This is a genomic window from Agromyces litoreus, from assembly GCF_040496015.1.
Taxonomy (GTDB): Bacteria; Actinomycetota; Actinomycetes; order Actinomycetales; family Microbacteriaceae; genus Agromyces; species Agromyces litoreus.
Map to the genome: position 1 here is coordinate 39,030 of NZ_JBEPKA010000019.1, position 22,391 is coordinate 61,420.

The window sequence follows — 22,391 nt, forward strand, 5'->3', positions numbered from 1 at the left end:
GGCGGAAGAGATCCGGTTTGAGGCGGTTCCCGCCGCGTTCCTAGGCTCGTGGGCACGCGCACCGATGCGGTGCGCGGAGCCACACGGAGCCGATGATGACTGCCGAGCAACCGCCGACGGGGACCACGGTCCCGGGCGCGCGCCGCGTCGTCTTCTTCGTGTCGGACAGCACCGGCATCACCGCCGAGACCCTCGGCGACGCACTGCTGGTCAACTTCCCCGCGACCTCCTTCGAGAAGGTCGCGTTCCCCTTCATCGACACCGTCGAGGAGGCGGAGCTCGTGGCGCGCGAGGTCGAGCGCGCCGCGGAATCCGGTGCGCCGCCGATCATGTTCACGACCGTCAAGGTGCCGGCCGTCCGCGAGGTGCTCGACGGCTCCGGCGCGACCGTCCTCGACCTCATGAGCGGTCCGCTCGCCGAGCTCGAGCGAGTGCTCGGCACGACGGCGTCCGAGCAGCTCGGCCAGTACCACGGGGTGGGCGACACCGATCGGTACTTCCGGCGCATGCGCGCCGTGGAGTACGCGCTCGAGCACGACGACGGGCAGAGCCTGCGCGGGCTGGACGCCGCCGATGTGCTGCTCGTCGCACCGTCGCGCTGCGGCAAGACCCCGACGACCATGTACCTGGCGCTGCGCTACGGGCTCCGGGTCGCGAACTACCCGCTGACCGAGGACGACTACGTCGGCGAGACCCTCCCCGCGCCGGTCGCGCCGCACGCCCGACGGTGCTTCGGGCTGACGACCAACCCCCGGCGCCTCAGCCAGGTGCGACACGAGCGCCGGCCCGACTCGCGCTACGCCAGCCTCGAGCAGTGCACGTACGAGCTGCGGCGCGCCGAGGAGCTCTACCACCGGTTCGACATCCCGTTCATCAACTCCGCCACGAAGTCGGTGGAGGAGATGTCGGTCGTCATCCTCAGGTGGCTGCGCGAGCGCGAGGCGATCGGATCCGATGGAACACACGTGACGCCGCCCGGCGTCGACAGCGAAGGAGCACGGAGATGACGAACATCAGATGGTTCCAGGACCTGGGGCTCGAGGACATCGACCAGGTCGGCGGCAAGAACGCCTCCCTGGGCGAGATGGTCAGCAACCTCTCGCATCTCGGGGTGGACGTGCCCGGTGGATTCGCCACGACCGCCGACGCGTACCGGTCCTTCCTCGAGTCCGGCGGGCTCTACGACCGCATCCGGAGCGCGGCCGAGGCGATCGACGTCGAGGACGTCGCCCAGCTCGCCCGGGCCGGTGCCGAGATCCGCGGCTGGATCGAGCAGCAGCCCTTCCCGCCCGACCTCGACCGCGACCTCAGGGACGCCTACCGGACGCTCAGCGCCGGCAGCACCGACCCGGACGAGGTCTCGTGGGCGGTGCGATCGAGCGCCACCGCCGAGGACCTTCCCGACGCATCGTTCGCCGGGCAGCAGGAGACGTACCTGAACATCCACGGCGTCGAGAACGTCCTCGCGGCCGTGCGAGCGGTGTTCGCGTCGCTGTACAACGACCGGGCGATCGCGTACCGGGTCCACCACGGGTTCGAGCACCACGACGTCGCGCTCTCGGCGGGCGTGCAGCGGATGGTGCGCTCCGACGTCGGCTCGTCGGGCGTCATGTTCACGGTCGACACCGAGTCCGGGTTCGGCAACACCGTGCTCGTGACGTCCTCGTGGGGGCTCGGCGAAGCCGTGGTCCAGGGGGCGGTGAACCCCGACGAGTTCAGCGTCTACAAGCCGGCGCTGCGGGCCGGACGCCCGTCCATCCTGCGCCGCTCCGTCGGGGACAAGACCGTCAAGATGGTCTACGCCGCCGGCCGCGGCGTCGGCACGAGCACCGTGTTCACCGACGTGCCGCCGGCCGACCGCATCCGGCTCAGCCTCACCGACGACGAGGTCGTCGAGCTCGCGCGCCAGGCGCTCGTGATCGAGGACCACTACGGGCGACCGATGGACATCGAATGGGGCAAGGACGGCGTCGACGGCAGGCTCTACATCCTGCAGGCCCGGCCGGAGACCGTCCTCTCCCGCGTCGAGGCGGGCGTCGTCAGCCGGTGGGTGATGAACGGCCGCGGCCCGATCGTCACGCAGGGCAACGCGATCGGCAACCGGATCGGGGCCGGCCCCGTGCGCGTCATCGCGTCCGTCGACACGATGGAGGACTTCCGCGAGGGCGAGGTCCTCGTCGCCGACATGACCGACCCGGACTGGGAGCCGATCATGAAGCGCGCCTCGGCGATCGTGACGAACCGCGGCGGGCGCACCTGCCACGCCGCGATCATCGCGCGCGAGCTCGGGGTTCCGGCCGTGGTCGGGACGGGCGACGCGACCCGCGTGCTCGTCGACGGGCGCGAGGTCACCGTCTCGTGCGCCGAGGGCGACGCCGGGTTCATCTACGACGGCATCCTCGACTTCCACGAGGAGCGGTCGAAGCTCGCCGACATGCCCGAGATCCCGACCAAGATCATGATGAACGTGGGGACCCCGGCCCAGGCGTTCTCGTTCGCCCAGCTGCCGAACCACGGTGTCGGCCTCGCGCGCCTCGAGTTCATCATCAACCGGCAGGTGGGCATCCACCCGCGCGCGCTGCTCGAGTACGACACGCTGAGCCCGGCGCTGCGCGCGCAGATCGCCCCCCGCATCGCGGCCTACCCGAGCCCGCGCGAGTACTTCGTGAGCCGGGTCACCGAGGGCGTCTCGACGATCGCCGCGGCCTTCGCCCCGGAGCGGGTGATCGTGCGGATGAGCGACTTCAAGTCGAACGAGTACGCCAACCTCGTCGGCGGCCCGCAGTACGAGCCGGAGGAGGAGAACCCGATGCTCGGCTACCGCGGTGCCTCGCGGTACGTCTCGCCGGACTTCCGCGAGTGCTTCGAGATGGAGTGCGAGGCCATGAAGCGCGTGCGCGACGACATGGGCCTGGTCAACGTCGCGCTCATGATCCCGTTCGTGCGCACCGTCGACGAGGCGAGGGCCGTGATCGAGCTGCTGGCCGAGAACGGCCTGAAGCGCGGCGAGAACGGGCTCGAGGTCATGATGATGTGCGAGCTGCCCTCGAACGCGGTGCTGGCGGACGACTTCCTCGAGTACTTCGACGGCTTCTCGATCGGCTCGAACGACATGACGCAGCTCACGCTCGGCCTCGACCGCGATTCGGGACTGGTGTCGTCGCTGTTCGACGAGCGCGACCCCGCCGTACGGCGGATGCTCACGCTCGCGATCGACGCGTGCCGGCGCAACGACAAGTACGTGGGGATCTGCGGCCAGGGCCCGAGCGACCACCCCGACCTCGCCGAGTGGCTGCTCGAGCAGGGCATCGAGTCGATGTCGCTGAACCCCGACACCGTGATCGACACGTGGCTGCAGCTGGCGCGCACCCACCCGCAGCCGGCGTAGGGGCCGTGGTGCGGGTCGAGGGGCGCGCGCGGCGCCCCGCGGGACGTCGCGCGGGTTCACGCGCCACGCGCGGATGGGTAGCGTGATGCGGGTGAGCACACCGATCGATCCCACCGCCACGTCCGCCTGGTCCGAGCTGGAGGTCCTGCGGGACGCCTTCGAGCCCGACCTGCGCGGATGGTTCGCCGACGACGCCGATCGCGTCGAGCGACTGAGCCTGCCGTTGGCCGACCTGCACGTCGACCTCTCGAAGAACCTCGTCACCGACGAGGTGCTGGCCGCGCTCGTGCGGCTCGCCGAGCAGGTCGGCGTCGCCGACCGGTTCGCGGCGATGCTGGCGGGCGAGCACATCAACACGACCGAGGACCGCGCCGTGCTGCATACGGCGCTGCGCCGGCCCGCGGGGGCCGAGCCGGAGCTCGTCGTCGACGGGCAGCACGTCGATCGCGATGTGCACGACGTGCTCGACCGGGTCTCGGCGTTCGCCGAACGCGTGCGCTCCGGCGACTGGCTCGGGGTCACCGGCAAGCGCGTCACCGACGTCGTGAACATCGGCATCGGCGGTTCCGACCTCGGCCCGGTCATGGTCTCCGAGGCGCTGGAGCCGTACGCCACGGCCGGCATCCGCGCGCACTTCGTCTCGAACATCGATCCGACCGACCTCGCCCAGAAGACGGCCGGCCTCGACCCCGAGACGACGCTCGTCGTGGTGGCGTCGAAGACGTTCACCACCCTCGAGACGCTGACCAACGCGCGGCTCGCCCGTGACTGGCTGTGGGCCGGTCTCGAGGCCGCGGGAGCGATCGGCGACGACGAGTCGGCCCGGACCGATGCCGTCGCCCACCACTTCGTCGCCGTGTCGACGGCGCTCGACAAGGTCGCCGCGTTCGGCATCGACCCCGAGAACGCGTTCGGGTTCTGGGACTGGGTGGGCGGCCGGTACTCGGTCGACTCGGCGATCGGGCTGTCGCTCGCGATCGAGCTGGGTCCCGACGTCTTCCGCGACCTGCTCGCGGGCTTCCACGCCGTGGACGAGCACGTGCGCACCACGCCGCTCGAACGCAACGTGCCCGTCCTCATGGGGCTGCTGAACGTCTGGTACGTCAACTTCCTCGGCTCGCAGTCGCACGCCGTCCTGCCGTATGCGCAGCAGCTGCACCGCTTCCCGGCCTACCTGCAGCAGCTGACGATGGAGTCCAATGGCAAGTCGGTGCGGTGGGACGGCTCGCCCGTCACGACCGACACCGGCGAGGTGTTCTGGGGGGAGCCGGGCACCAACGGGCAGCACGCGTTCTACCAGCTCATCCATCAGGGCACCCGGCTGATCCCCGCCGACTTCATCGCCGTCGCGAACCCGGCGTACCCGCTCGCGGACGACGGCCGCGACGTGCACGGGCTCTTCCTCGCGAACTTCCTGGCGCAGACCAAGGCGCTGGCGTTCGGCAAGACGGCGGAGGAGGTCGAGGCCGAGGGCACCACCGGCGCCCTCGTCGCCGCGCGGACGTTCCCCGGGAACCGGCCGACGACCTCGATCTTCGCCGCCGCGCTGACCCCGGGGGTGCTCGGACAGCTCATCGCGCTGTACGAGCACATCACGTTCACGCAGGGCGTGGTCTGGGGCATCAACTCGTTCGACCAGTGGGGCGTCGAGCTCGGAAAGCAGCTCGCCCTCCAGATCGCCCCGGCGCTCGAGGGCGATGCCGATGCGCTCGCCGCGCAGGATGCCTCCACCAGGGCACTGCTCGAGTACTACCGGGCGAACCGGCGCGCCTGATGCGGCGGCGGCGCCGCGGATGGTTCCGCGGCGCCGCTCGGGCCGGTCCCGGTGCGGACCATGGGCCCGCACCGTACGTCAATGCCGGAAGCGCAGCGACTCGAGGTGCCTCGCCGTCGCCGTGACCGCCTCGTCGAAGTCGCCGTAGCGCCTGGTCACCCCGGGTCTCGGGCGCATCCACAGCATCTCGTACGCGCCGCCGACCTCGTGCAGGTAGCCCAGGATCCGGCGTGCGCCGTCGGCGCCCGGTCGGCGGTCGGAGACGCGCCACGTGGTGTCGCCGATGGACTCCACGTCGAGCGCCTCGCTGATCGTCGTGCCGCGGTGGGTCATGTTCGTCCTCCTTCGGCTCGGAATTCTCCTTCCTCTCCATGGCTACCGGATCGTCGACCGAGTCGACAGGCCCTTGACAAGCCCCTGTCCCCGAAGCGGGCGCGCCCGCTACGCTTGGTTCACGTCGGTCCGAATCCGGAGGTGGATGGTGGGGAAGCTGACGTACGATTCGACGCTCGGCGTCGACTTCGACGATCGCGTGCTCGCGCACCTGCAGCTGGTCATCGGCGCGAAGCTGCGCCGTGGCGAGTCGTTCTACTTCAGTTGGCGCGACGACCCGTCGATCGGCGACGGTCGCAGCACGCTGTGGATGCATCCGCGCATCTCGCTCGTGTTCAAGTACGCGGGCGGGCGCCAGCCGGCGATCAACCGGACCTGGGTGGACGCGCTCATGTCGACGGCGAACTCGCCGGGCGGCCTCGTGCTCGTGCCCGAACCGGAACCGCGCAATCAGGTCGACCAGAACGGTGGCCACGACTGATGAAGCGCGTGAACATCCTCTACGACGGCATCCACTACTCCGTCGGCGAGGCGGACGTCTCCGCGATCAAGGAGGCGATCGAGCAGGCGCACCAGCGCGGTCTCGCGGACTGGATCACGGTCAACTTCGGCGAGGGGCGGCCGCAGCCCGCGGAGCTGCTCGTGGGACCGGGCATCCCGATCAGCATCGTGCCGATCCCCGCGGACGACGTGGGCGGCATCGAGGTCGAGAAGGCCGAGGCGGCGGTCGAGGGCCAGGTGGGTGGGGCCGACTCGCCCGACGACCTCACTGGCTGACGCGCCGCTCCCGGGTCACCGGATCGCGGGCCACTCGAGCAGGTCGGTGTCGCCGTCGTCGGGCGGGGTGACGGTGGGCTCGACGATCGGACGGATCGCCGACAGCGCCGTCGTCGCCGAGACGAGCCGCGCCACGAGCTCCTCGTCGAGGATCTCGTCGTTCTCGGACGGGACCGGTTCGGTGACGAGCTGGCTGGCGGGCCCGATGAGCAGGTGCGCGCGCGCGGTCGAGCCGTCCTCGGCTCGGACCGGGATGTCGATCGACGCCGCGGCGCTGCGGACGGCGAGCGCGGCGGCGTAGTCGACGACCGCGTCCGCGATCGCACTCCCCGTCAGCAGCACGCCCCCTGCGTAGTGGATCCGGTCCATGTTCCCCGTTCTACCCGTCGACACCGACTGCGCTCAACCACTTGTGCGCGCGCCGCTGACGTGGTCTCATTCACCCTCGCCGCTCACGACCAGTCCACCGCGTGCACCCAGCCGGCGAGGTAGGCGCGCTCGTTCGGGCCCAGCCGCACGCCCGAGCGGGGCACCGGGCGCGGGACCAGCTCGCAGAGCTCGAAGATGCGCCGCACCACGACCGGCCGCAGCGGCGCCGTCGGGTGCTCGAGGATCTCCAGTTGCAGCGGCGTCTCGAGCATCGGCCACCAGACGCCGATCGAGGGCAGGACCGGGATCACGGGTTCGGGAGGGTCGATCACGGCGCTCATGACGACCGCCCCGAGACGGTGTTCCTGCATCGTCCGCTCGATCGGCGCGCTGACATGACGATCCCCCGCTTCCCCACGGTCGCGCGCACCCCCATGCGCGCTCACCATGGGTGAGGATACGCCGATCGGGCCCGCGCGGGGGAGTCCCTTGACCCCTCCGGACCCCGCTGCTACCTCCGCCGGGCCCCGGCGCAGGGGAGTCCGGGCGCCCGATGGGGGCACGGTGGGCACCTCGCGGCAGGTCGGCGGGTCGGAGCATGATGGTCGCATGGACCTGCCGGTGACGCCGCCCGTCAAGCCGATGCTCGCCAAGGCGGTGAAGGGGATCCCCGATGTCGGGCACGTCGAGCCGAAGTGGGACGGCTTCCGCACGATCGTCTTCCGCGACGGCGAGGAGGTCGAGCTGGGGAGTCGGAACGAGCGCCCCATGACCCGCTACTTCCCGGAGCTCGTGACGGCGTTGCGGGCGAACCTGCCGGAACGCTGCGTCGTCGACGGCGAGGTCGTGCTCGTGCGCGACGGCCGACTCGACTTCGACGCCCTGCAGCAGCGCATCCATCCGGCTGCGAGCCGGGTCGCGCTCCTGGCAGAGCAGACGCCCGCCTCGTTCGTCGCGTTCGACCTGCTCGCCGAGGGCGACGACGACCTCACCGGACGCCCGTTCGCCGAGCGGCGCGAGCGGCTCGTCGCCGCGCTCGCCGCGGCATCCGACCCGGTCTTCGTCACCCCGGCGACGGCCGACCTCGCCGAGGCCCGGGACTGGTTCGAGCGGTTCGAGGGCGCGGGCCTGGACGGCGTCATCGCGAAGCCGCTCGACGGCACGTACCAGCCCGACAAGCGGACCATGTACAAGGTCAAGCACGAGCGCACGGCCGACTGCGTCGTCGCGGGGTATCGCTGGCACAAGACGGGCGGCATCGTCGGGTCGCTGCTCCTCGGCCTCCACGGCGACGACGGGCGACTGCACCACGTCGGGGTCGCGGCCTCGTTCACGATGGCCAAGCGCCGCGAGCTCGTCGACCTGCTCGCGCCGTACGTCGAGGAGGACCTCTCGCGGCATCCGTGGGGCGAGTGGGCCGACCAGGAGGCGCACCGCTCCGGGCGGATGCCGGGCGCGGTGAGCCGGTGGAGCGCCGGCAAGGACCTCTCCTTCGTCCCGCTCCGGCCGGAGCTCGTCGTCGAGGTCGCGTACGACCACATGGAGGGCGACCGGTTCCGGCACACGGCGCGATTCCGGAGGTGGCGGCCCGACCGGGAGCCCGAGAGCTGCACGTACGAGCAGCTCGAGGCCCCCGCGGGGATCGACCTGGCGGAGATCCTCCCGGTCGCGCGCTGAGCCGGCTCGGCACGCGTCAGAGCACGGCGCGCAGGCCCGCCGATCCGGCAGTGTGGTGCTCGAAGACCAGGTTCGTCTCGGTGAGGGCGACGGCGGGGTTCGCCGAGAGGTTCTTCAGCACGAACTGGCGCACGTGCTCGCTGTCGCGCACGCGCACGTGGATGAGGAAGTCCTCGCTGCCGCCGAGGAAGAAGAGCTGGGCGACCTCGGGCTCGCCGCGCAGCTCGTCGGAGATCTGCTCCATCAGGTGCCGGGCGCCCGGTCGGATCCGCACGGAGACCAGGGCCTGGAGGGTGAAGCCGAGCGCGGCCGGGTTGATCTCCGCGGTGTACCTCGTGATGACGCCGCGCTCGCGGAGGGAGCGCACGCGCGCGAGGCACGTCGACGGTGAGACGCCGACCTCGCGCGCCAGGTCGACGTTCGGGATGCGCGCGTTCTCGTGCAGCAGGTCGATGATCTGCCGGTCGATGTCGTCGAGGACGACGCGGGGGGCTTCGCTGAACTGCGGCAGATCGGTCACTGCGGTGCTCCTCGACGAACTTTCAGAACGGATGCCGCGAGTCTACCGAACATCATGCGGAATGCCTTCCCAAACAGCGAACAAGAGGCGACCATGGAGATACACATCCACACAGCATTCGGAGCGAGAACCATGCACGTCGGCGTGCCTGCAGAGATCAAGAACAACGAATTCCGCGTCGCCATGACGCCGGCCGGAGCGCACGCGCTCGCCCAGCGCGGCCACCGGGTCGACATCCAGGCCGGGGCCGGCGAGGGCGCCGGCTACCACGACGCCGAGTACCGCGCCGCCGGCGCGAACATCGTCGCCACCGCGGAGGAGGCCTGGTCGGCCGAGCTCGTGCTGAAGGTCAAGGAGCCCATCGCCGAGGAGTACGGCTTCCTCCGCGAGGACCTCACGCTCTTCACCTACCTCCACCTCGCCGCCGACCTTCCGCTGACGCGCGCGATCCTGGACTCCGGCGTCACCGCCATCGCGTACGAGACCGTGCAGCTCGCGGACCGGTCGCTGCCGCTGCTCACCCCGATGAGCGAGGTCGCCGGGCGTCTCGCGCCCCAGGTCGGCGCCATGTCGCTGCACGCCTCGATGGGCGGGCGCGGCGTCCTGCTCGGCGGCGTGCCCGGCACGGCCCCGGCGAAGGTGCTCGTCATCGGCGGCGGCGTCGCCGGCGAGCAGGCCGCCGCCACGGCGCTGGGCCTCGGCGCGGACGTGACGGTCATGGACATCTCGCTGCCGAAGCTCCGCGAGATCGACGCCCGCTACGAGCACCGCATCAAGACGCTCGCCTCGTCGCCGTACGAGGTCGCCCGGCAGATCCGTGAGGCGGACCTCGTGATCGGCGCGGTGCTCGTGCCCGGCGCGGCGGCCCCGAAGGTGATCACCGACGAGATGGTGTCGACCATGAAGCGCGGCGCCGTGCTCGTCGACATCGCGATCGACCAGGGCGGCTGCTTCGAGGGCTCGCGCGCCACCACGCACGCCGAGCCGACGTACTCGGTGCACGAGGCGATCTACTACTGCGTCGCGAACATGCCGGGTGCGGTGCCCGCGACGTCGACGCCCGCGCTGACCAATGCGACGCTGCCCTACGCCCTGAGGATCGCCGACCTGGGCTGGGAGGCGGCGCTCGCTGCGGACCCGGCGCTCGCCAAGGGCCTCAACGCCACGGCGGGCAAGCTGACCAACGAGGGGGTCGCCAAGGCCCACGGCCTGGAGCTGTCCAGCCTCGTCTGACGCCGGGGTGCCCGACCAGGCGCTCCGTGAGCACACGACGGCCGCCGTCCGAGTCCGGACGGCGGCCGTCTGGCGTTCCGGGCATCCGCAGCGCCCCTCCGGGGTCGGCCGCGGTGCGCATCGATCAGGAGAGGGAGAGGAAGAGTTTCTCGAGCTCGTCGAAGTCCAGGCGCTCGCCCGACCCCTCCGCCGTGCCGTCCGGGTCGGCGGCGCAGTCGCGCATCGCGGTCGAGATGACGGCGAAGCCCGCACGGTCGAGCGCGCTCGAGACGGCTGCGAGCTGCGTGACGACCGTACGGCAGTCCGCGCCCGACTCCACGGCGTCGATCACGGCGTTCAACTGGCCGCGCGCACGCTTCAGGCGGTTCGCGATCCGTCGCTGCGCGTCGGAGTGCGACGGGGTCTCGATCGCGCTGGTCATGCGGCACCTCCGAGGGTCATGGGCAGTCCGGAGCGGCTCCACTCCAGGATCCCGCCCGAGATGTTCACGGCGTCGACGCCCTGCCCGGCGAGGTACTGGGTCGCCTGTGCACTGCGTCCGCCGGCGTGGCAGAGCACGTAGACCGTGCGATCGCGCGGCACCTCGTCGAGGCGTTCGACGAGCGCGCCGAGCGGGATGTGGTGGGCGTCCTCGATCCGCGCCTGCGCGAGTTCCCGGTCCTCGCGGACGTCGAGGATCCACGCGTCGGGAACGGCGTGGGCGTCGGTGGGGGAGATCGTCTTCATGTGCGCTCCTGGAGGGTCGTCGTCGCGGGGACGAGCATACCCCCATGGTATCAATACCCGAGGGGTATCCAAATCCCGACAGCCGCGGCGATGCTCCGGGCGTTCGGCGACCCGAGCCGTATGGTGTCGGTGTGCAACGGCTCGAACGGAACGACGAGGGCGACCTCTTCGACGACGGGCCCGAGACGACGGCCGCGGAGCGAGCCGAGTCCTCGGACCCGCGACGCGACCCTGCCACCCCGCACTCGGTCACCGTCGGCGACCCGACCGTCGTCGCCGGCAACATCGCCGAGCCCAGCTGGCGTCGGTGGCACGCCGAGCTCCGGGAGCTCGGCGGAAGGTCGCCGCTGCTGCACTTCGAGGACGCGCCGCGGACGCGCATCGAGCTCTCGACCACCCACCCGGGCGGGCTGCCGCAGTTCATCACGGGCAAGTCGACGCTGCTCTCGAGCCTGATCCGCGACGAGCTCGCCCTCCGCAACGCGCGCCTGGCCGCGGGCGAGATCACCCAGAAGGGCGTCGAACTGCGCTCGGTCCGCGGGATCGAGTCCGTGCACCTCGCGATCGGCCTCGCGTCGTGGCGCGCGGGAGGCGAGGAGTTCCTCGCGCCCGTGCTGCTCCGTCCCCTCGCCATCCGGCGGTACGGCCGCGACTTCGAGCTGAAGCTGAAGGGGCAGCCGTTCCTGAACCCCGCGCTCGCCCGTGAACTGCACGAGCGCTTCCAGATCACCCTCGACGCCGACGCGTTCGTCGCGCTCGCCATCACCAACGGGGCCTTCAAGCCGCAGCCCGTGATCGACCGGCTGCGCGGACTCACCTCCCACCTGCCCGACTTCCACGTCGCACCCCGGCTCGTCGTCTCGTCGTTCGCCGAGGTCGGTCCGGCGATGGGGGCGGACGCCGCCCGACTCGAGCACCCCGTCATCGACGCCGTCGCGGGCAATCCGAACGCACGCGCGGCGGTCGCGCGAGAGGTCGACCCCCCGATCATCGTCCCGCAGGACGAGCGCCCGCCGTCCACCGACCGCCTGCTGCTGGACGCCGACGCCGAGCAGGAGCAGGTCGTCGCGCGGATCGAGCGTGGCGACTCGCTCGTCGTGAAGACCCTCCCCGGCACGGGCGGCACGCAGACCATCGTGAACGCGATCGGTTCGCTGGTCGCCAACGAGCGCCGGGTGCTCGTCGTGGGCGCGCGGCGGGCGAGCCTGGACGGCATCGCCCATCGGCTCGGCCAGGTCGGCCTCGGCGGCCTCGCCGTCGGCACCGACCGGCTGCGCCGCGACCTCATCCAGTCGATCACGCGGAACGAGAAGGCCGAGCAGCCGCGGATCGCCGACGTCGACGACGCGCTCGTGCGGCTGCGTCGCGTGCTCCTCGACTACCGTCACGCGCTCACCCGCGCCGACGGCGACCTGGGCGTGTCGGTCCTCGACGCGCTCACGGCGCTCGCCGGGCTCGCCTCGCTGCCGACGCCGCCCGACACGACGGCCCGCCTCGACCGCGACTCGCTGCTGAATCTGGCGAAGGGCCGAGGTTCCGTCGCGAACGACCTGGTCCGCGCCGCCGCACTGGGCGAGTTCCGCTACGGCCCGGGCGACTCGCCCTGGTACGGCGCCGACTTCGACACGTCGGAGGCCGCGACCGCCGCGCACGCCCTGGCCAAGCGACTCAGCACGACCGACGTGCCCCGGCTGCTCGAGCGCGCCCGCGCGCTCATCGCCCAGACCCGGCTGCGGCAGTTCGAGTCGATCGCCGAGCTCGGGGTCTTCCTCCGGCTCCTCCACGACATCAGGGACTCGCTCGACCGCTTCCTCCCGTCCGTCTACGACCGGCCGCTCGGCGAGCTCATCGCCGCGACCGCTCCCAGGCGGGAGACGGGGATGTCAGGTGCGAACCGCCGTCGGCTCAAGCGCCTCGCCCTCGAGTACGTGCGGCCGGGCGTGCACGTGGGCGACCTCAACACCGCGCTCCGCGGCATCCAGCAGCAGCGCACGCTCTGGCACCGGTACTCGGAGGCGGGCGCCGTGCCGAGCGTCCCGGTCGGCCTGGACGACGTCCACGTCGCCTACCACACGGTCGCCGCCGACCTGCAGGAACTGGATGGACCGCTCGGACTCGAGGGCACGGCCAAGCGCCTGGGCGCCCGGCCGCTGCGCGACCTGGAGGCCACGCTCATGGGCCTCGCGGCCGAGTCGGAGGTGCTGCACAACCTCCAGGAGCGCACCGCCCTCCTCCAGCAGCTGCGCGAGCTGGGGCTCGACCCGCTGCTGGTGGACCTCGCCCGTCGGCACGTGCCCGAGCAGCAGGTGGCCGCCGAGCTCGAGCTCGCGTGGTGGCAGTCGGTGATCGAGGCCATGCTCGCCGGCGACCCGGCGCTGCTCGGCGCGAACACGAGCGTCCTCGACCGCCTCGAGTCCGACTTCCGGCTCGTCGACGACGCGCACGCGTCCGCGGCGGGACCGCTGCTCGCCTGGCGTCTCGCCGAGGCGTGGCGCGTGGGACTCGTCGACCACCCGGAGGAGGCCGAGCGACTGCGTCGGATGCTGCGGGCCGAGAGGGTCCGCCCCGACCGGCTGCATCGGGAGGCGCCGCACCTGTTCCGCCTGCTCGCGCCGGTCTGGCTCGCGTCGCCCTACGAGGTGCCGGCGATCGACGACGCCATCCGGTTCGACACGGTCGTGCTGGTGGACGCCGGTGCGACCACCATCGCGGAGAACCTCGGCGCCATCCGGCGCGCGAACCAGGTGGTGGTGTTCGGCGACCCCGTCACGCAGACGCCGACGCGCTTCGAGACCGCGATCCGCGCCGGCGACGGCGACGAGCGGTCCGAGCCCGAGCACGGCGTCGACGCGCTGCACGCCGATTCGGCGCTCGCGCGGCTCACCGAGCTGCTGCCGACCACGACGCTCACGCGCAGCTACCGAGCGGGCGGAGAGGACCTCGCCGAACTCGTGAACCGCCGCTTCTACGGCGGCCGCATCGTGTCGATGCCATGGGCGGGCAGCTTCCTCGGTCACGGCAGCCTCGGCCTGCACTACGTGCGCGGCAACGGGCTGCCGGACCCCGAGACCGGCACCGTCGAGAGCCTCGACGGCGAGGTGGCCAAGGTCGTCGAGCTGGTCATGGAGCACGCCGTGAAGCGGCCGCGCGAATCGCTCATGGTGATCACCGCGAGCGCACGGCACGCCGCGCGGGTGCACCAGGCGGTCCTCGCGGCGTTCGCCAAGCGCAGCGACCTGTCCGACTTCATCCTGCGCGATCGCGCCGAGCCGTTCACGGTGCTCACGCTCGAGCAGGCCGTCGCGCAGAGCCGCGACCGTGTGGTGTTCTCGATCGGGTACGGACGCACGCCGCACGGTCGGCTGCTGTCGAACTTCGGCGCACTCGGCGAGCCGGGCGGTGAGCGGCTCCTCGCGGTCGCCATGACCCGCGCACGCCGCTCGATGGACATCGTCTCGGCCTTCCGGCCCGACGACATCGACGCGGACCGGCAGCGCCACGGCGTGGTCGCGCTCGCGAGCCTCCTCGAGCAGACCGAGCAGCGGCGCGACGGCGCCGAGGCGTCGCGACCGGGCGACCCGATGCTCGTCGACCTCGCCACGAGGCTCGAGCGCCGCGGCGTCCGGGTGAGCGTAGGGCACCACGGCACGCTGTCCCTCGCGGCGGCGCACGCCGGTCGGGCGGCGGTCGTCGAGACCGACCTCGCGCTCACCGGCCAGAGCCTGCGCGAATCGCTCCGCCTGCGGCCCGACGTGCTGCGGCGACTGGGATGGCACTACCTGCGCGTGCACAGCTTCGAGCTGTTCAGCGACCCGGAGTCGGTGGCCGAGCGAGTGGCGTCGGTGCTCGGGCGGACGCCCGCGCCCGCCGACGAGGAGGAGCCGCGGAGCGCGTGAACGACTCGGCCGAGCAGGACGGGGTGCCCGGTTCAGGCCGCGCCCCGCGCCAGCGCATCGAGCGCTCCCGCGGCGGGCGCCGGGCTCGACTGACGCCGGCACCCGGAACGGACCCGGCGCCGGAGTCCGCGGTACCCGGCTCGCACGACGAACGCGAGAGGGCGCGCCCGGCGCGCCCCGACGACGAGCGGATCACGCGCGAGCGGCCGCCGCACTGGTGAGACGTGCGAACTGCCCGGCGACGGGTTCGGCCGGCGCGGGGTGCGGGGGCGGTCCGGGCTAGTCGGTGCGCCGGCCGGCGCCCTCGGTCGTGCGCTCCGAGGCGAGCAGGTCGCGGATCTCGGTGAGCACGGTGAGCTCGGTCTCCGGGTCCTCCGGCTTGGGCGCGCCGGCCGCCCGGCGCTCGTCGGCGTGCTTCTTCAGCACGTTCATCGGCATGACGAACACGAAGTAGACCACGGCGGCGACGACGAGGAAGGTGATCAGGGCGCTGGTGACCGCGCCGAAGTTCAGGACCGCCTCACCCGCGGGCAGGGGGATGGCCAGGGTCCAGGCGGTGTTCAGGCTCTCGGCGTCGAACGCGGCTCCGATGAGCGGGTCGAAGATGTTCTCGACGATCGAGTTGACGACCGCGGTGAATGCGGCGCCGACCACGACCGCGACGGCGAGGTCGATGACGTTGCCCCGGAGGACGAACTCCCTGAATCCCTTGAGCACGTGGCGGCTCCCTTCGTTCGACGTCGCGCGGGCGCGAGCGGGCGGATGCTAGGCGGCGGTGGAGGCGGAGGACGACGTTCCCGAGGACGACGCGCCGGAGGACGACGTTCCCGAGGACGAGGACGAGGACGAGGACGACGACGACGAGCTCGACGAGGACCCCGATCCGCCGGAGCCGGACGACTCGGACGCGCCGGACGTCGACGAGCCCGATCCGTGGGCGGCCGCGCGCGAATCGGTCCGGTAGAAGCCGGAGCCGTTGAAGGTCACGCCGACCGTGCCGTACAGCTTCCGGAGCCGGCCCGAGCAGGCGGGGCACTCGGTGAGGGAGTCGTCGGTGAAGGCCTGCTGGATGTCGAAGGCCTCGCCGCACTCGGTGCAGCGGTAGGAGTAGGTGGGCATGGGGGCTCCGGAGATGGTCGAGGGGATTCCGTGCGTACGCCGCGGCTCAGAACGAGAGGATCCGCGTCGGCGTCACGACGCCGTCCACCGGCTGGTCGTGCACCTCCCGCGGCACCTCCTCGACGAACTCGCCGTCGAAGACGATGGCGTACACCGGAGGACATTTTCCCATCGAACCCAGCGTCTTGTCGAAGTAGCCGCGTCCCCAGCCCAGGCGCATGCCCGTGGCATCCACCGCCGCGGCCGGGACGAGGATCAGGTCGACGTCGTTGATGGCCATCGGACCGAGCAGTTCGCCGACCGCCTCCGGCATGCCGTGCAGGCCGGTGACCTCGACGTCGCCCTCGCCAACGGTCCAGTCCAGCAGCCCGTCCTCGCGCGTGATCGGGAAGAGCACGCGGACTCCGCTGGACTCCGCCCAGTCGACGAACGGCCGCGTGTCGGGCTCGGTCGGCATCGAGAGGTAGCACGACAGCGACCGGGCTCCGGTCGAGTCGACCAGCTCGCGCAGGCGCGCGGTGAAGCCCTCCGTCGCCTGCTCGCGCTCGTGCGACGGCATGTTCCGTCGGCGCTCCTTGAGCTCGGCGCGGAGGATCCGCTTGACCACGGTCGGATCGTCGGGCATGGCAGCCATCCTAGGACGATGCCTCCCGCCGCGGCCCACCCGGTGCGGCTACGCTGATGCGCATGACAGATCGGATCACGAAGGCCGTCATCCCCGCCGCCGGCCTGGGAACGCGCTTCCTGCCCGCGACCAAGGCGATGCCGAAGGAGATGCTCCCGGTCGTCGACAAGCCCGCCATCCAGTACGTCGTCGAGGAGGCGGTCGAGGCCGGACTGACGGACGTCCTCATGATCACGGGCCGGAACAAGAACGCCCTCGAGAACCACTTCGACCGCGTGGCCGAACTCGAGTACACGCTCGAGGCCAAGGGCGACACGGCGAAGCTGCAGAAGGTCAACGAGTCCACCGAGCTCGCGCAGATGCACTACGTGCGCCAGGGCGACCCCAAGGGACTCGGGCATGCGGTGCTGCGCGCCGAGATGCACGTGGGCGACGAGCCGTTCGCGGTGCTGCTCGGCGACGACATCATCGACGCACGGGACGTGCTGCTCACGCGGATGCTCGAGGAGCAGACCGCCCGCGATGCGACGATCGTGGCGCTCCTGGAGGTCGATCCCGACAGCATCCACCTGTACGGTGCGGCCGAGGTGGAGGAGACCGACGATCCCGACGTCGTGCGCATCACGGGCCTCGTCGAGAAGCCGGCCAAGGACGTGGCGCCCTCGAACCTCGCCGTCATCGGTCGCTACGTCATCAAGCCCGAGGTCTTCGAGGTGCTGCACCGCACGGAGCCGGGCAAGGGCGGCGAGATCCAGCTGACCGACGCCCTCATGGAGATGGCCGGCGACGTCGAGGGCACGGGAGGCGTCTACGGCGTCGTGTTCCGCGGCCGTCGCTACGACACGGGGGACAAGCTCGACTACATCAAGGCCGTCATCCAGCTCGCCGTCGACCGCGACGACCTCGGCCCCGAGCTCCGCCCCTGGCTGGCCGAGTTCGGCGCCGGGCTCGACGGGGACTGACGTGCCCGCTGTCCCCGTGCCGACCCTCGTGGACGGGTCGCTGACCCTGCGACCCATCCGGATGCGCGATGCGCGCGAGCTCGAGCGCGTGCTGCTCGACAACCGCGGATGGCTCCGGCGATGGGAGGCCACGTATCCGGGCGGCGGCACGGTGATCGACGCGCGGGGGAGCATCCGCAACCTCAACGCGCACGCGCGCGCGGGCACCGCGCTGCCCTTCGTGATCGAGTGGGACGGGCGGATGGTGGGGCAGCTCAACGTCTCCTCGATCACGCACGGCGCACTGGCCTCGGCCTCGATCGGGTACTGGGTGACGCGGGAGGTCGCCGGCCGGGGCATCACGCCGACGTCGGTCGCACTCGCGACGGACTACTGCTTCCGCAGCCTCCGCCTCCACCGGATGGAGATCTGCATCCGCCCCGAGAACGGCCCGTCCCTTCGGGTGGTCGAGAAGCTCGGCTTCCGGTACGAGGGCCTGCGTCGGCGGTTCCTCCACATCGACGGCGACTGGCGCGACCACTTCTCGTTCGCGCTGGTCGCCGAGGAGGTGCCGGGCGGGGTGCTCCGGCGGTGGCGCGAGGGGCGCGCCTCGGCGACCGCCGCGGCCGTCCCGGAGGTCGACCGGATCGCCGCGGCCACCCCCCTTCGGGTGGGTGATCGCTGACACGCCCCGCACCAGTGGGAGCACGGCGCCGCCGTGTCCTACCGTGGTGCCATGGATCCGATCGGCGGCGGTGTACTCGTGGCGGTGGCCGCGACGCTGTGGATCGCCTACCTGCTGCCGAGCTGGCTGCGACGACGCCAGTACCTGAGCACCGAGCGCAACGCCGTGCGACTCCAGCAGACGCTCCGGATCCTCGCCGAGACCGCCGAGGCGCCCGAAGAGGTCCGGGTCGGGGTCACCGCGCGCGAGGTCGCCGCGCAGGAGCGGATCCTCCACGAGCACGAGCTCGCCGCGCGGCTGGAGGCGCAGGCGGCCGAGAACCGGGCGATCGCCGAGCGGCTCGCGGCGGAGGAGGCGGCTGCCGCTGCCGAGCGCGAACTCGAGGCGCGGGCCGAGCGGGCAGCCGCGGAGCGAGCGGCCGCCGAGCGGGCGGCCGCGGCCGCTGCGCGGGCGACGCGCGGGCACGACGCCGGCTCGCGGGCGACGCGCGCCCGCCGTTCGCGCCGGCGGCGCCGGGCCGCGTGCACGCTGCTGCTCCTCGCCTCGCTCATGACCGTCCCCATCGGCGTCATCGTGGTGGCCGGAGGGGGGTCCGTCACCGTCGTGCTCGCCGGGGTCGGTGGCATCGCCGCGGCGATGACCGGCCTCGTCGCGCTCGGCCGTGCCGCATCCGCACCCGTCGCGGTCGTGCCGGCGCCGCCGCGGGTGGCCGAGCCCTTCGAGCCGATCGAGGTGGAGACCGAACCGGCCGAGGGAGGCGAGGGCTGGACCCCGCACCCGCTGCCGAAGCCGCTGCACCTCTCGCGCGGCACGATCGCCGCCAGCGTGATGGCCTCGATCGCCGAGGCGGAGCAGCTCAAGCGCGCCGCCGCCGACGCGGAGCTCGCCGAGCGCGCCGTCCGGATGGAGCCGAAGGTCCCGGTGCTCCGCCCGCCCGCGGCATCCGCCGACCAGGCACCGACGCAGGCGGCCGGCGACGCGGCGACGCGGCGCCCGGCCGCTTCGGCGTCCGAGCCCGAGAATCCCTATGCGCGGATGGGCATCGTCGAGGGCGCCGAGCCGGGTCTGGGCGACCTCGACCAGGTGCTCCGCCGTCGGCGGACGGCGGTCTGATCCGGGTGGTCGGGACCACCCCGTCGGGGATGGTAGAGTCGTTCACGGCTCGGGCCCATGGCGCAGTTGGTAGCGCGTCTCGTTCGCAATGAGAAGGTCGGGGGTTCGAATCCCCCTGGGTCCACCACCGAGCGAAGCCCCCGGAATCCACGCGGATTCCGGGGGCTTCGTCGTGCGGGCTCCTACGCTGGGACCATGAGCGATGCGATCGACGCGGAACGGACCCGGCGGGCGGTCGCGCACGCGCTGACCGGCCGGAGGGACTACGGCGCCGAGCGGCTCGACGAGGCCGATGCGGCGCACGACCCGATCGCGCAGTTCGACCGATGGCTGGCCGAGGCCGACGAGCGCGGCGTGTACGAGCCCAACGGGATGGTGCTCGGCACGATCGACCCCGACGGCACGCCGTCGAGCCGGACGGTGCTGCTGCGCGGCGTGGATGCGCGCGGCTTCGTGTTCTACACCGATCGCATGTCTCGCAAGGGGCGCGCGCTGGCCGCGCATCCCGTCGCCACGCTGCTGTTCCCCTGGTACCTCGTGCACCGGCAGGTCATCGTCACGGGTGAGGTCGCGGAGGTCGACGACGCGGAGTCCGATGCGTACTGGGCGGGCAGGCCGCACGGCTCCCGGATCGCGGCGACCGCGAGCCGGCAGTCGCAGCCGATCGCGGGGCGTGCCGAGCTGGAGGCGCGGGTCGCCGAGCTCGAGGCGCGACTCCCGGAATCCGGCGACCTCGGCCGTCCCGAGCGCTGGGGCGGGTACCGCCTGCGACCGACGCGCGTCGAGTTCTGGCAGGGGCGCACCTCGCGCCTGCACGATCGCCTCGTCTACACGCGCGCAACGGCGCGCGGGGGCTGGCGGATCGAGCGACTCCAGCCGTAGCGCGGTGCCTGCGAGGCGCTGCGCGCTCCGGCCTCCGCGCGCCGGTGGCGCTGCGGCACGAGCGTAGGCTGAAGCGGATGTCGCCTTCCCCCACGCCGGACGCCGCTCCGCGCGCCGACCGCTGGCGCGCCTACTGGGTGTGCGTCGGCGTCGCCGCCCTGACGATCATGGACCTCACCAAGGTCAACGTCGCCCTGCCCTCCATCGAGGAGGCGCTCGGCGCGGGTTCGACCGAGCTCGGACTGCTGGTCTCGGGGTTCGTGCTCGCGTTCGGCCTGACGCTCGTGCCCGCCGGCCGCATCGGCGACCAGGGTTCGCGCAAGGTCATGTTCATCGTCGGGCTCAGCCTGTTCGCCCTCACGAGCCTCGTCTGCGCGATCGCGCCGTCGGCGCTCGTGCTGCTCGTCGGCCGCCTGCTGCAGGGCGTGGCCGCGGGCATCCAGATGCCGCAGGTGATCGGGCTGGTCCAGCAGCTCTTCCAGGGCGCCGAGCGTGGTGCGGCCTTCGGGCTCTTCGGTGCCACGATCGGCGTCGCGACCGCATTCGGTCCCACGCTGGGCGGCCTCGCGATCGCGATCGGCGGCCCCGAGGACGGGTGGCGGGGGATCTTCTGGATGAACGTGCCGCTCGCCCTCGTCGCGATCGCCTTCGCCGCGCGCCTGCTGCCGGGCCGCCCGCCGGGAGAGCGGGCGCGCATCTCGCTCGACCCGGTCGGGGTGGTGCTGTTCGGCCTCGCGGTCGCGGGGCTCATGTGGCCGTTCCTGCTCACGACCGGGTCGCCCGACGACGACCCGGCACGATGGTGGACGCTCGCGCTCTTCGCGTCCGCGCTCGCGGCGTTCCTGTGGTGGGAGCGGCGCTACGAGGCATCCGGCAGGGCCCCGCTGGTGCCGCTCGGCCTCTTCTCGCTGCGCTCCTACCGGAACGGCACGCTGCTGGCGACCGCGTACTTCGCGGCGATGCCGGCCTCGTTCCTGCTCACGACCCTCTTCCTCCAGCAGGGCCTCGGGCTCGCACCGGTGTTCGCGGGCATGGTCACGATCGGCTTCGCGCTCACGAGTGCCGTCAGCTCGTGGCTCGGCGGACGGCTGGTGAACCGGGTCGGACGCCCGCTCGTCGTCGGCGGCCTCCTCCTGCTGCTGCTCGGGATGGGCCTGCTCGTCCTCGCGGCGGTGGTCACCCCGCCGGCGCTCACGCCTTGGATCATGGCGGCCGTCATGCTCGTGGGGGGAGCGGGCGGCGGCCTGGTCATCGCCCCGAACCAGGTCCTCGCGCTCGCCGACGTCCCCGTGCGGGAGGGCGGGCTCGCAGGCTCGGTGGGCCAGCTCGGCCAGCGCATCGGCACCGCGATCGGCGTCGCCGTGGCGCTCTCGCTGTTCTACTCGACGCTGTACCGCGAGGGTGGCGCCGAGGCGCGCATCGACGTGTACCACCAGGCGTACGGCGCGGGGATCGCCGCGGTGGGCGGCCTGCTGGTCGTGGCGCTCGCCGTGGGCCTGCTCGACCTGCGGCAGCGGCGGGTCGGCCCCGCGGGCGCCGACCGCGGGGTCGGGGTTCCGTCCGAACTCGGCTCCGAGTCCGACCGAAGCGGGGCGGACTGAGCGTCCGGTCGCCGCGTCAGGCGGTGACCACGCGCTCGGCGGCGAGCATCGCCTCGAGCTCGGCGGCCGACAGTTCGCGACCGAACGCGGGGTGACCGGGCTCGAGTGCACGGCCGTTGGCGAGCGCGCCGCCGTCCACCGGGTCGAACCCGAGGTCGTCGATGAGGCGCGCGACGATCGCGCGCGCGTCGGCGTCGTCGCCGACCACCGCCAGCGCACGGCGCAGGGGCGACCCGGCCGGCATGGGGTCGTCCTCCATGTCGTGGTAGCCGAGGTGGTTGAGGGACTTGACGACGCGCGCGGCGGGGTTCAGGGCGGCGTGGCGCTCGCTCGTGGTGCGCGCGTCGGCGTCGACCTCCGCGATGTGGCCGTCCACCGGCGGCCAGTAGTTCGTGGCGTCGATCACGACCTTGCCGTCGAACGACGTCCACGGCACGCTCGAGGCCTTGCCGAACGGCACCGCGACCACGATGAGGTCGGCCGCGCGAACGAGTTCGTCGGCGGTGAGGACGCGAGCGCCGGGAGCCACGACCGAGACGAGCAGGTCGAGCGCGGTCTGCCGGGGAGAGCCCGTGATCGCGACCTCGTAGCCGGCGTCGACGAGCAGGCGCGCGAGCGCGGTGCCCACCTTGCCGGCTCCGAAGATGCCGATCACCGGTCGATCCGTCACGTCATCCCCTTCTGCGGGGCTCCACGGCGCACCCGCACCACGCCGGTCGCTCGGCGCCTCAC

At 72.3% G+C, this 22,391-nt stretch carries 23 protein-coding genes, 1 tRNA gene and 1 pseudogene; 15 read left to right on the plus strand and 10 right to left on the minus strand.

Features of this window, described 5'->3' with window-relative positions; all coding sequences use genetic code 11:
- The first annotated feature begins 95 nt into the window (after positions 1-95).
- The 3 genes from ABME01_RS13600 (at position 96) to pgi (ending at position 5,162) form a co-directional block, all read left to right on the plus strand.
- Positions 96-1,007 (plus strand): pyruvate, water dikinase regulatory protein, encoded by a 912-nt coding sequence (locus ABME01_RS13600; RefSeq protein ID WP_353828964.1) that lies wholly within the window; start codon positions 96-98, stop codon positions 1,005-1,007.
- Positions 1,004-3,388, plus strand: a complete 2,385-nt coding sequence (gene ppsA, locus ABME01_RS13605) for a phosphoenolpyruvate synthase (RefSeq protein ID WP_353828965.1) — start codon at positions 1,004-1,006, stop codon at positions 3,386-3,388. Before ABME01_RS13600 ends, ppsA begins: the two co-directional genes overlap by 4 nt.
- Positions 3,389-3,473: 85 nt before the next feature.
- Complete coding sequence (gene pgi, locus ABME01_RS13610; protein ID WP_353828966.1) at positions 3,474-5,162, plus strand: glucose-6-phosphate isomerase; 1,689 nt, start codon at positions 3,474-3,476, stop codon at positions 5,160-5,162.
- A 78-nt stretch (positions 5,163-5,240) separates the two neighbouring features.
- Here pgi and ABME01_RS13615 read toward each other — a convergent pair whose 3' ends face one another.
- Positions 5,241-5,495, minus strand: a complete 255-nt coding sequence (locus tag ABME01_RS13615; protein ID WP_353828967.1) for a hypothetical protein — start codon at positions 5,493-5,495, stop codon at positions 5,241-5,243.
- 148 nt (positions 5,496-5,643) lie between these two features.
- Here ABME01_RS13615 and ABME01_RS13620 point away from each other — a divergent pair, with 148 nt between their 5' ends.
- A complete protein-coding gene (locus tag ABME01_RS13620) occupies positions 5,644-5,976 on the plus strand; it encodes a DUF7882 family protein (protein WP_353828994.1) in 333 nt (110 codons plus the stop codon).
- Entirely contained in the window at positions 5,976-6,272 is a 297-nt protein-coding gene (locus ABME01_RS13625) for a hypothetical protein (RefSeq protein WP_353828968.1), read from the plus strand. Before ABME01_RS13620 ends, ABME01_RS13625 begins: the two co-directional genes overlap by 1 nt.
- Positions 6,273-6,287: 15 nt before the next feature.
- Here the strand turns inward: ABME01_RS13625 and ABME01_RS13630 are convergent, their stop codons facing one another.
- Both ABME01_RS13630 and ABME01_RS13635 read right to left on the minus strand, forming a co-directional pair.
- Positions 6,288-6,641 carry a hypothetical protein gene (locus ABME01_RS13630; protein WP_353828969.1) on the minus strand — a complete coding sequence of 118 codons (354 nt, stop codon included), beginning with the start codon at positions 6,639-6,641 and terminating at the stop codon, positions 6,288-6,290.
- Positions 6,642-6,724: 83 nt separating this feature from the next.
- Complete coding sequence (locus ABME01_RS13635) at positions 6,725-7,012, minus strand: hypothetical protein (protein ID WP_353828970.1); 288 nt, start codon at positions 7,010-7,012, stop codon at positions 6,725-6,727.
- A gap of 238 nt (positions 7,013-7,250) precedes the next feature.
- Between ABME01_RS13635 and ABME01_RS13640 the strand changes: the two genes are divergently transcribed.
- On the plus strand, positions 7,251-8,318 hold the full coding sequence (locus ABME01_RS13640) for an ATP-dependent DNA ligase (RefSeq protein WP_353828971.1): 1,068 nt from the start codon (positions 7,251-7,253) through the stop codon (positions 8,316-8,318).
- A gap of 16 nt (positions 8,319-8,334) precedes the next feature.
- Here ABME01_RS13640 and ABME01_RS13645 read toward each other — a convergent pair whose 3' ends face one another.
- Entirely contained in the window at positions 8,335-8,838 is a 504-nt protein-coding gene (locus ABME01_RS13645; protein WP_353828972.1) for an Lrp/AsnC family transcriptional regulator, read from the minus strand.
- Positions 8,839-8,970: 132 nt separating this feature from the next.
- Here ABME01_RS13645 and ald point away from each other — a divergent pair, with 132 nt between their 5' ends.
- The gene (ald, locus tag ABME01_RS13650; protein WP_353828973.1) at positions 8,971-10,071 is read left to right on the plus strand and encodes an alanine dehydrogenase; all 1,101 of its coding nucleotides are present in this window, start codon (positions 8,971-8,973) and stop codon (positions 10,069-10,071) included.
- A 124-nt stretch (positions 10,072-10,195) separates the two neighbouring features.
- On the opposite strand, the gene ABME01_RS13655 is transcribed toward ald, so the two are convergent.
- On the minus strand, positions 10,196-10,492 hold the full coding sequence (locus ABME01_RS13655; RefSeq protein ID WP_353828974.1) for a metal-sensitive transcriptional regulator: 297 nt from the start codon (positions 10,490-10,492) through the stop codon (positions 10,196-10,198).
- Positions 10,489-10,797 (minus strand): rhodanese-like domain-containing protein, encoded by a 309-nt coding sequence (locus ABME01_RS13660; RefSeq protein WP_353828975.1) that lies wholly within the window; start codon positions 10,795-10,797, stop codon positions 10,489-10,491. Before ABME01_RS13660 ends, ABME01_RS13655 begins: the two co-directional genes overlap by 4 nt.
- Positions 10,798-10,928: 131 nt before the next feature.
- Here ABME01_RS13660 and ABME01_RS13665 point away from each other — a divergent pair, with 131 nt between their 5' ends.
- Positions 10,929-14,693, plus strand: coding sequence for an AAA family ATPase (locus tag ABME01_RS13665; RefSeq protein ID WP_353828976.1), 3,765 nt, complete (start codon positions 10,929-10,931; stop codon positions 14,691-14,693).
- 279 nt (positions 14,694-14,972) lie between these two features.
- Here the strand turns inward: ABME01_RS13665 and mscL are convergent, their stop codons facing one another.
- A complete protein-coding gene (gene mscL / locus ABME01_RS13670) occupies positions 14,973-15,410 on the minus strand; it encodes a large conductance mechanosensitive channel protein MscL (RefSeq protein WP_353828977.1) in 438 nt (145 codons plus the stop codon).
- Between the two features lie 58 nt (positions 15,411-15,468).
- On the opposite strand from mscL, the gene ABME01_RS13675 reads away from it, so the two are divergent.
- Positions 15,469-15,657 carry a hypothetical protein gene (locus ABME01_RS13675; protein ID WP_353828996.1) on the plus strand — a complete coding sequence of 63 codons (189 nt, stop codon included), beginning with the start codon at positions 15,469-15,471 and terminating at the stop codon, positions 15,655-15,657.
- 62 nt (positions 15,658-15,719) lie between these two features.
- Here ABME01_RS13675 and ABME01_RS13680 read toward each other — a convergent pair.
- Positions 15,720-15,812, minus strand: a pseudogene (locus ABME01_RS13680) (FmdB family zinc ribbon protein); the annotation flags it as partial.
- A gap of 46 nt (positions 15,813-15,858) precedes the next feature.
- Positions 15,859-16,437, minus strand: a complete 579-nt coding sequence (locus tag ABME01_RS13685; RefSeq protein ID WP_353828978.1) for a 5-formyltetrahydrofolate cyclo-ligase — start codon at positions 16,435-16,437, stop codon at positions 15,859-15,861.
- Positions 16,438-16,499: 62 nt separating this feature from the next.
- Between ABME01_RS13685 and galU the strand changes: the two genes are divergently transcribed.
- The 6 genes from galU (at position 16,500) to ABME01_RS13715 (ending at position 21,659) form a co-directional block, all read left to right on the plus strand.
- Positions 16,500-17,399: a UTP--glucose-1-phosphate uridylyltransferase GalU gene (gene galU, locus ABME01_RS13690; RefSeq protein WP_353828979.1), complete on the plus strand. Its 900-nt coding sequence runs from the start codon at positions 16,500-16,502 to the stop codon at positions 17,397-17,399.
- Between the two features lies 1 nt (position 17,400).
- Positions 17,401-18,063, plus strand: a complete 663-nt coding sequence (locus ABME01_RS13695; RefSeq protein ID WP_353828980.1) for a GNAT family N-acetyltransferase — start codon at positions 17,401-17,403, stop codon at positions 18,061-18,063.
- Positions 18,064-18,114: 51 nt separating this feature from the next.
- On the plus strand, positions 18,115-19,176 hold the full coding sequence (locus ABME01_RS13700; protein WP_353828981.1) for a hypothetical protein: 1,062 nt from the start codon (positions 18,115-18,117) through the stop codon (positions 19,174-19,176).
- A gap of 51 nt (positions 19,177-19,227) precedes the next feature.
- Positions 19,228-19,303 (plus strand) — tRNA-Ala (locus tag ABME01_RS13705).
- Positions 19,304-19,371: 68 nt separating this feature from the next.
- Positions 19,372-20,058 carry a pyridoxamine 5'-phosphate oxidase gene (gene pdxH, locus ABME01_RS13710; RefSeq protein WP_353828982.1) on the plus strand — a complete coding sequence of 229 codons (687 nt, stop codon included), beginning with the start codon at positions 19,372-19,374 and terminating at the stop codon, positions 20,056-20,058.
- A gap of 77 nt (positions 20,059-20,135) precedes the next feature.
- Positions 20,136-21,659 carry an MFS transporter gene (locus ABME01_RS13715; protein WP_353828983.1) on the plus strand — a complete coding sequence of 508 codons (1,524 nt, stop codon included), beginning with the start codon at positions 20,136-20,138 and terminating at the stop codon, positions 21,657-21,659.
- Between the two features lie 16 nt (positions 21,660-21,675).
- Here ABME01_RS13715 and ABME01_RS13720 read toward each other — a convergent pair whose 3' ends face one another.
- On the minus strand, positions 21,676-22,329 hold the full coding sequence (locus ABME01_RS13720; protein WP_353828984.1) for an NADPH-dependent F420 reductase: 654 nt from the start codon (positions 22,327-22,329) through the stop codon (positions 21,676-21,678).
- Between the last annotated feature and the right edge of the window lie 62 nt (positions 22,330-22,391).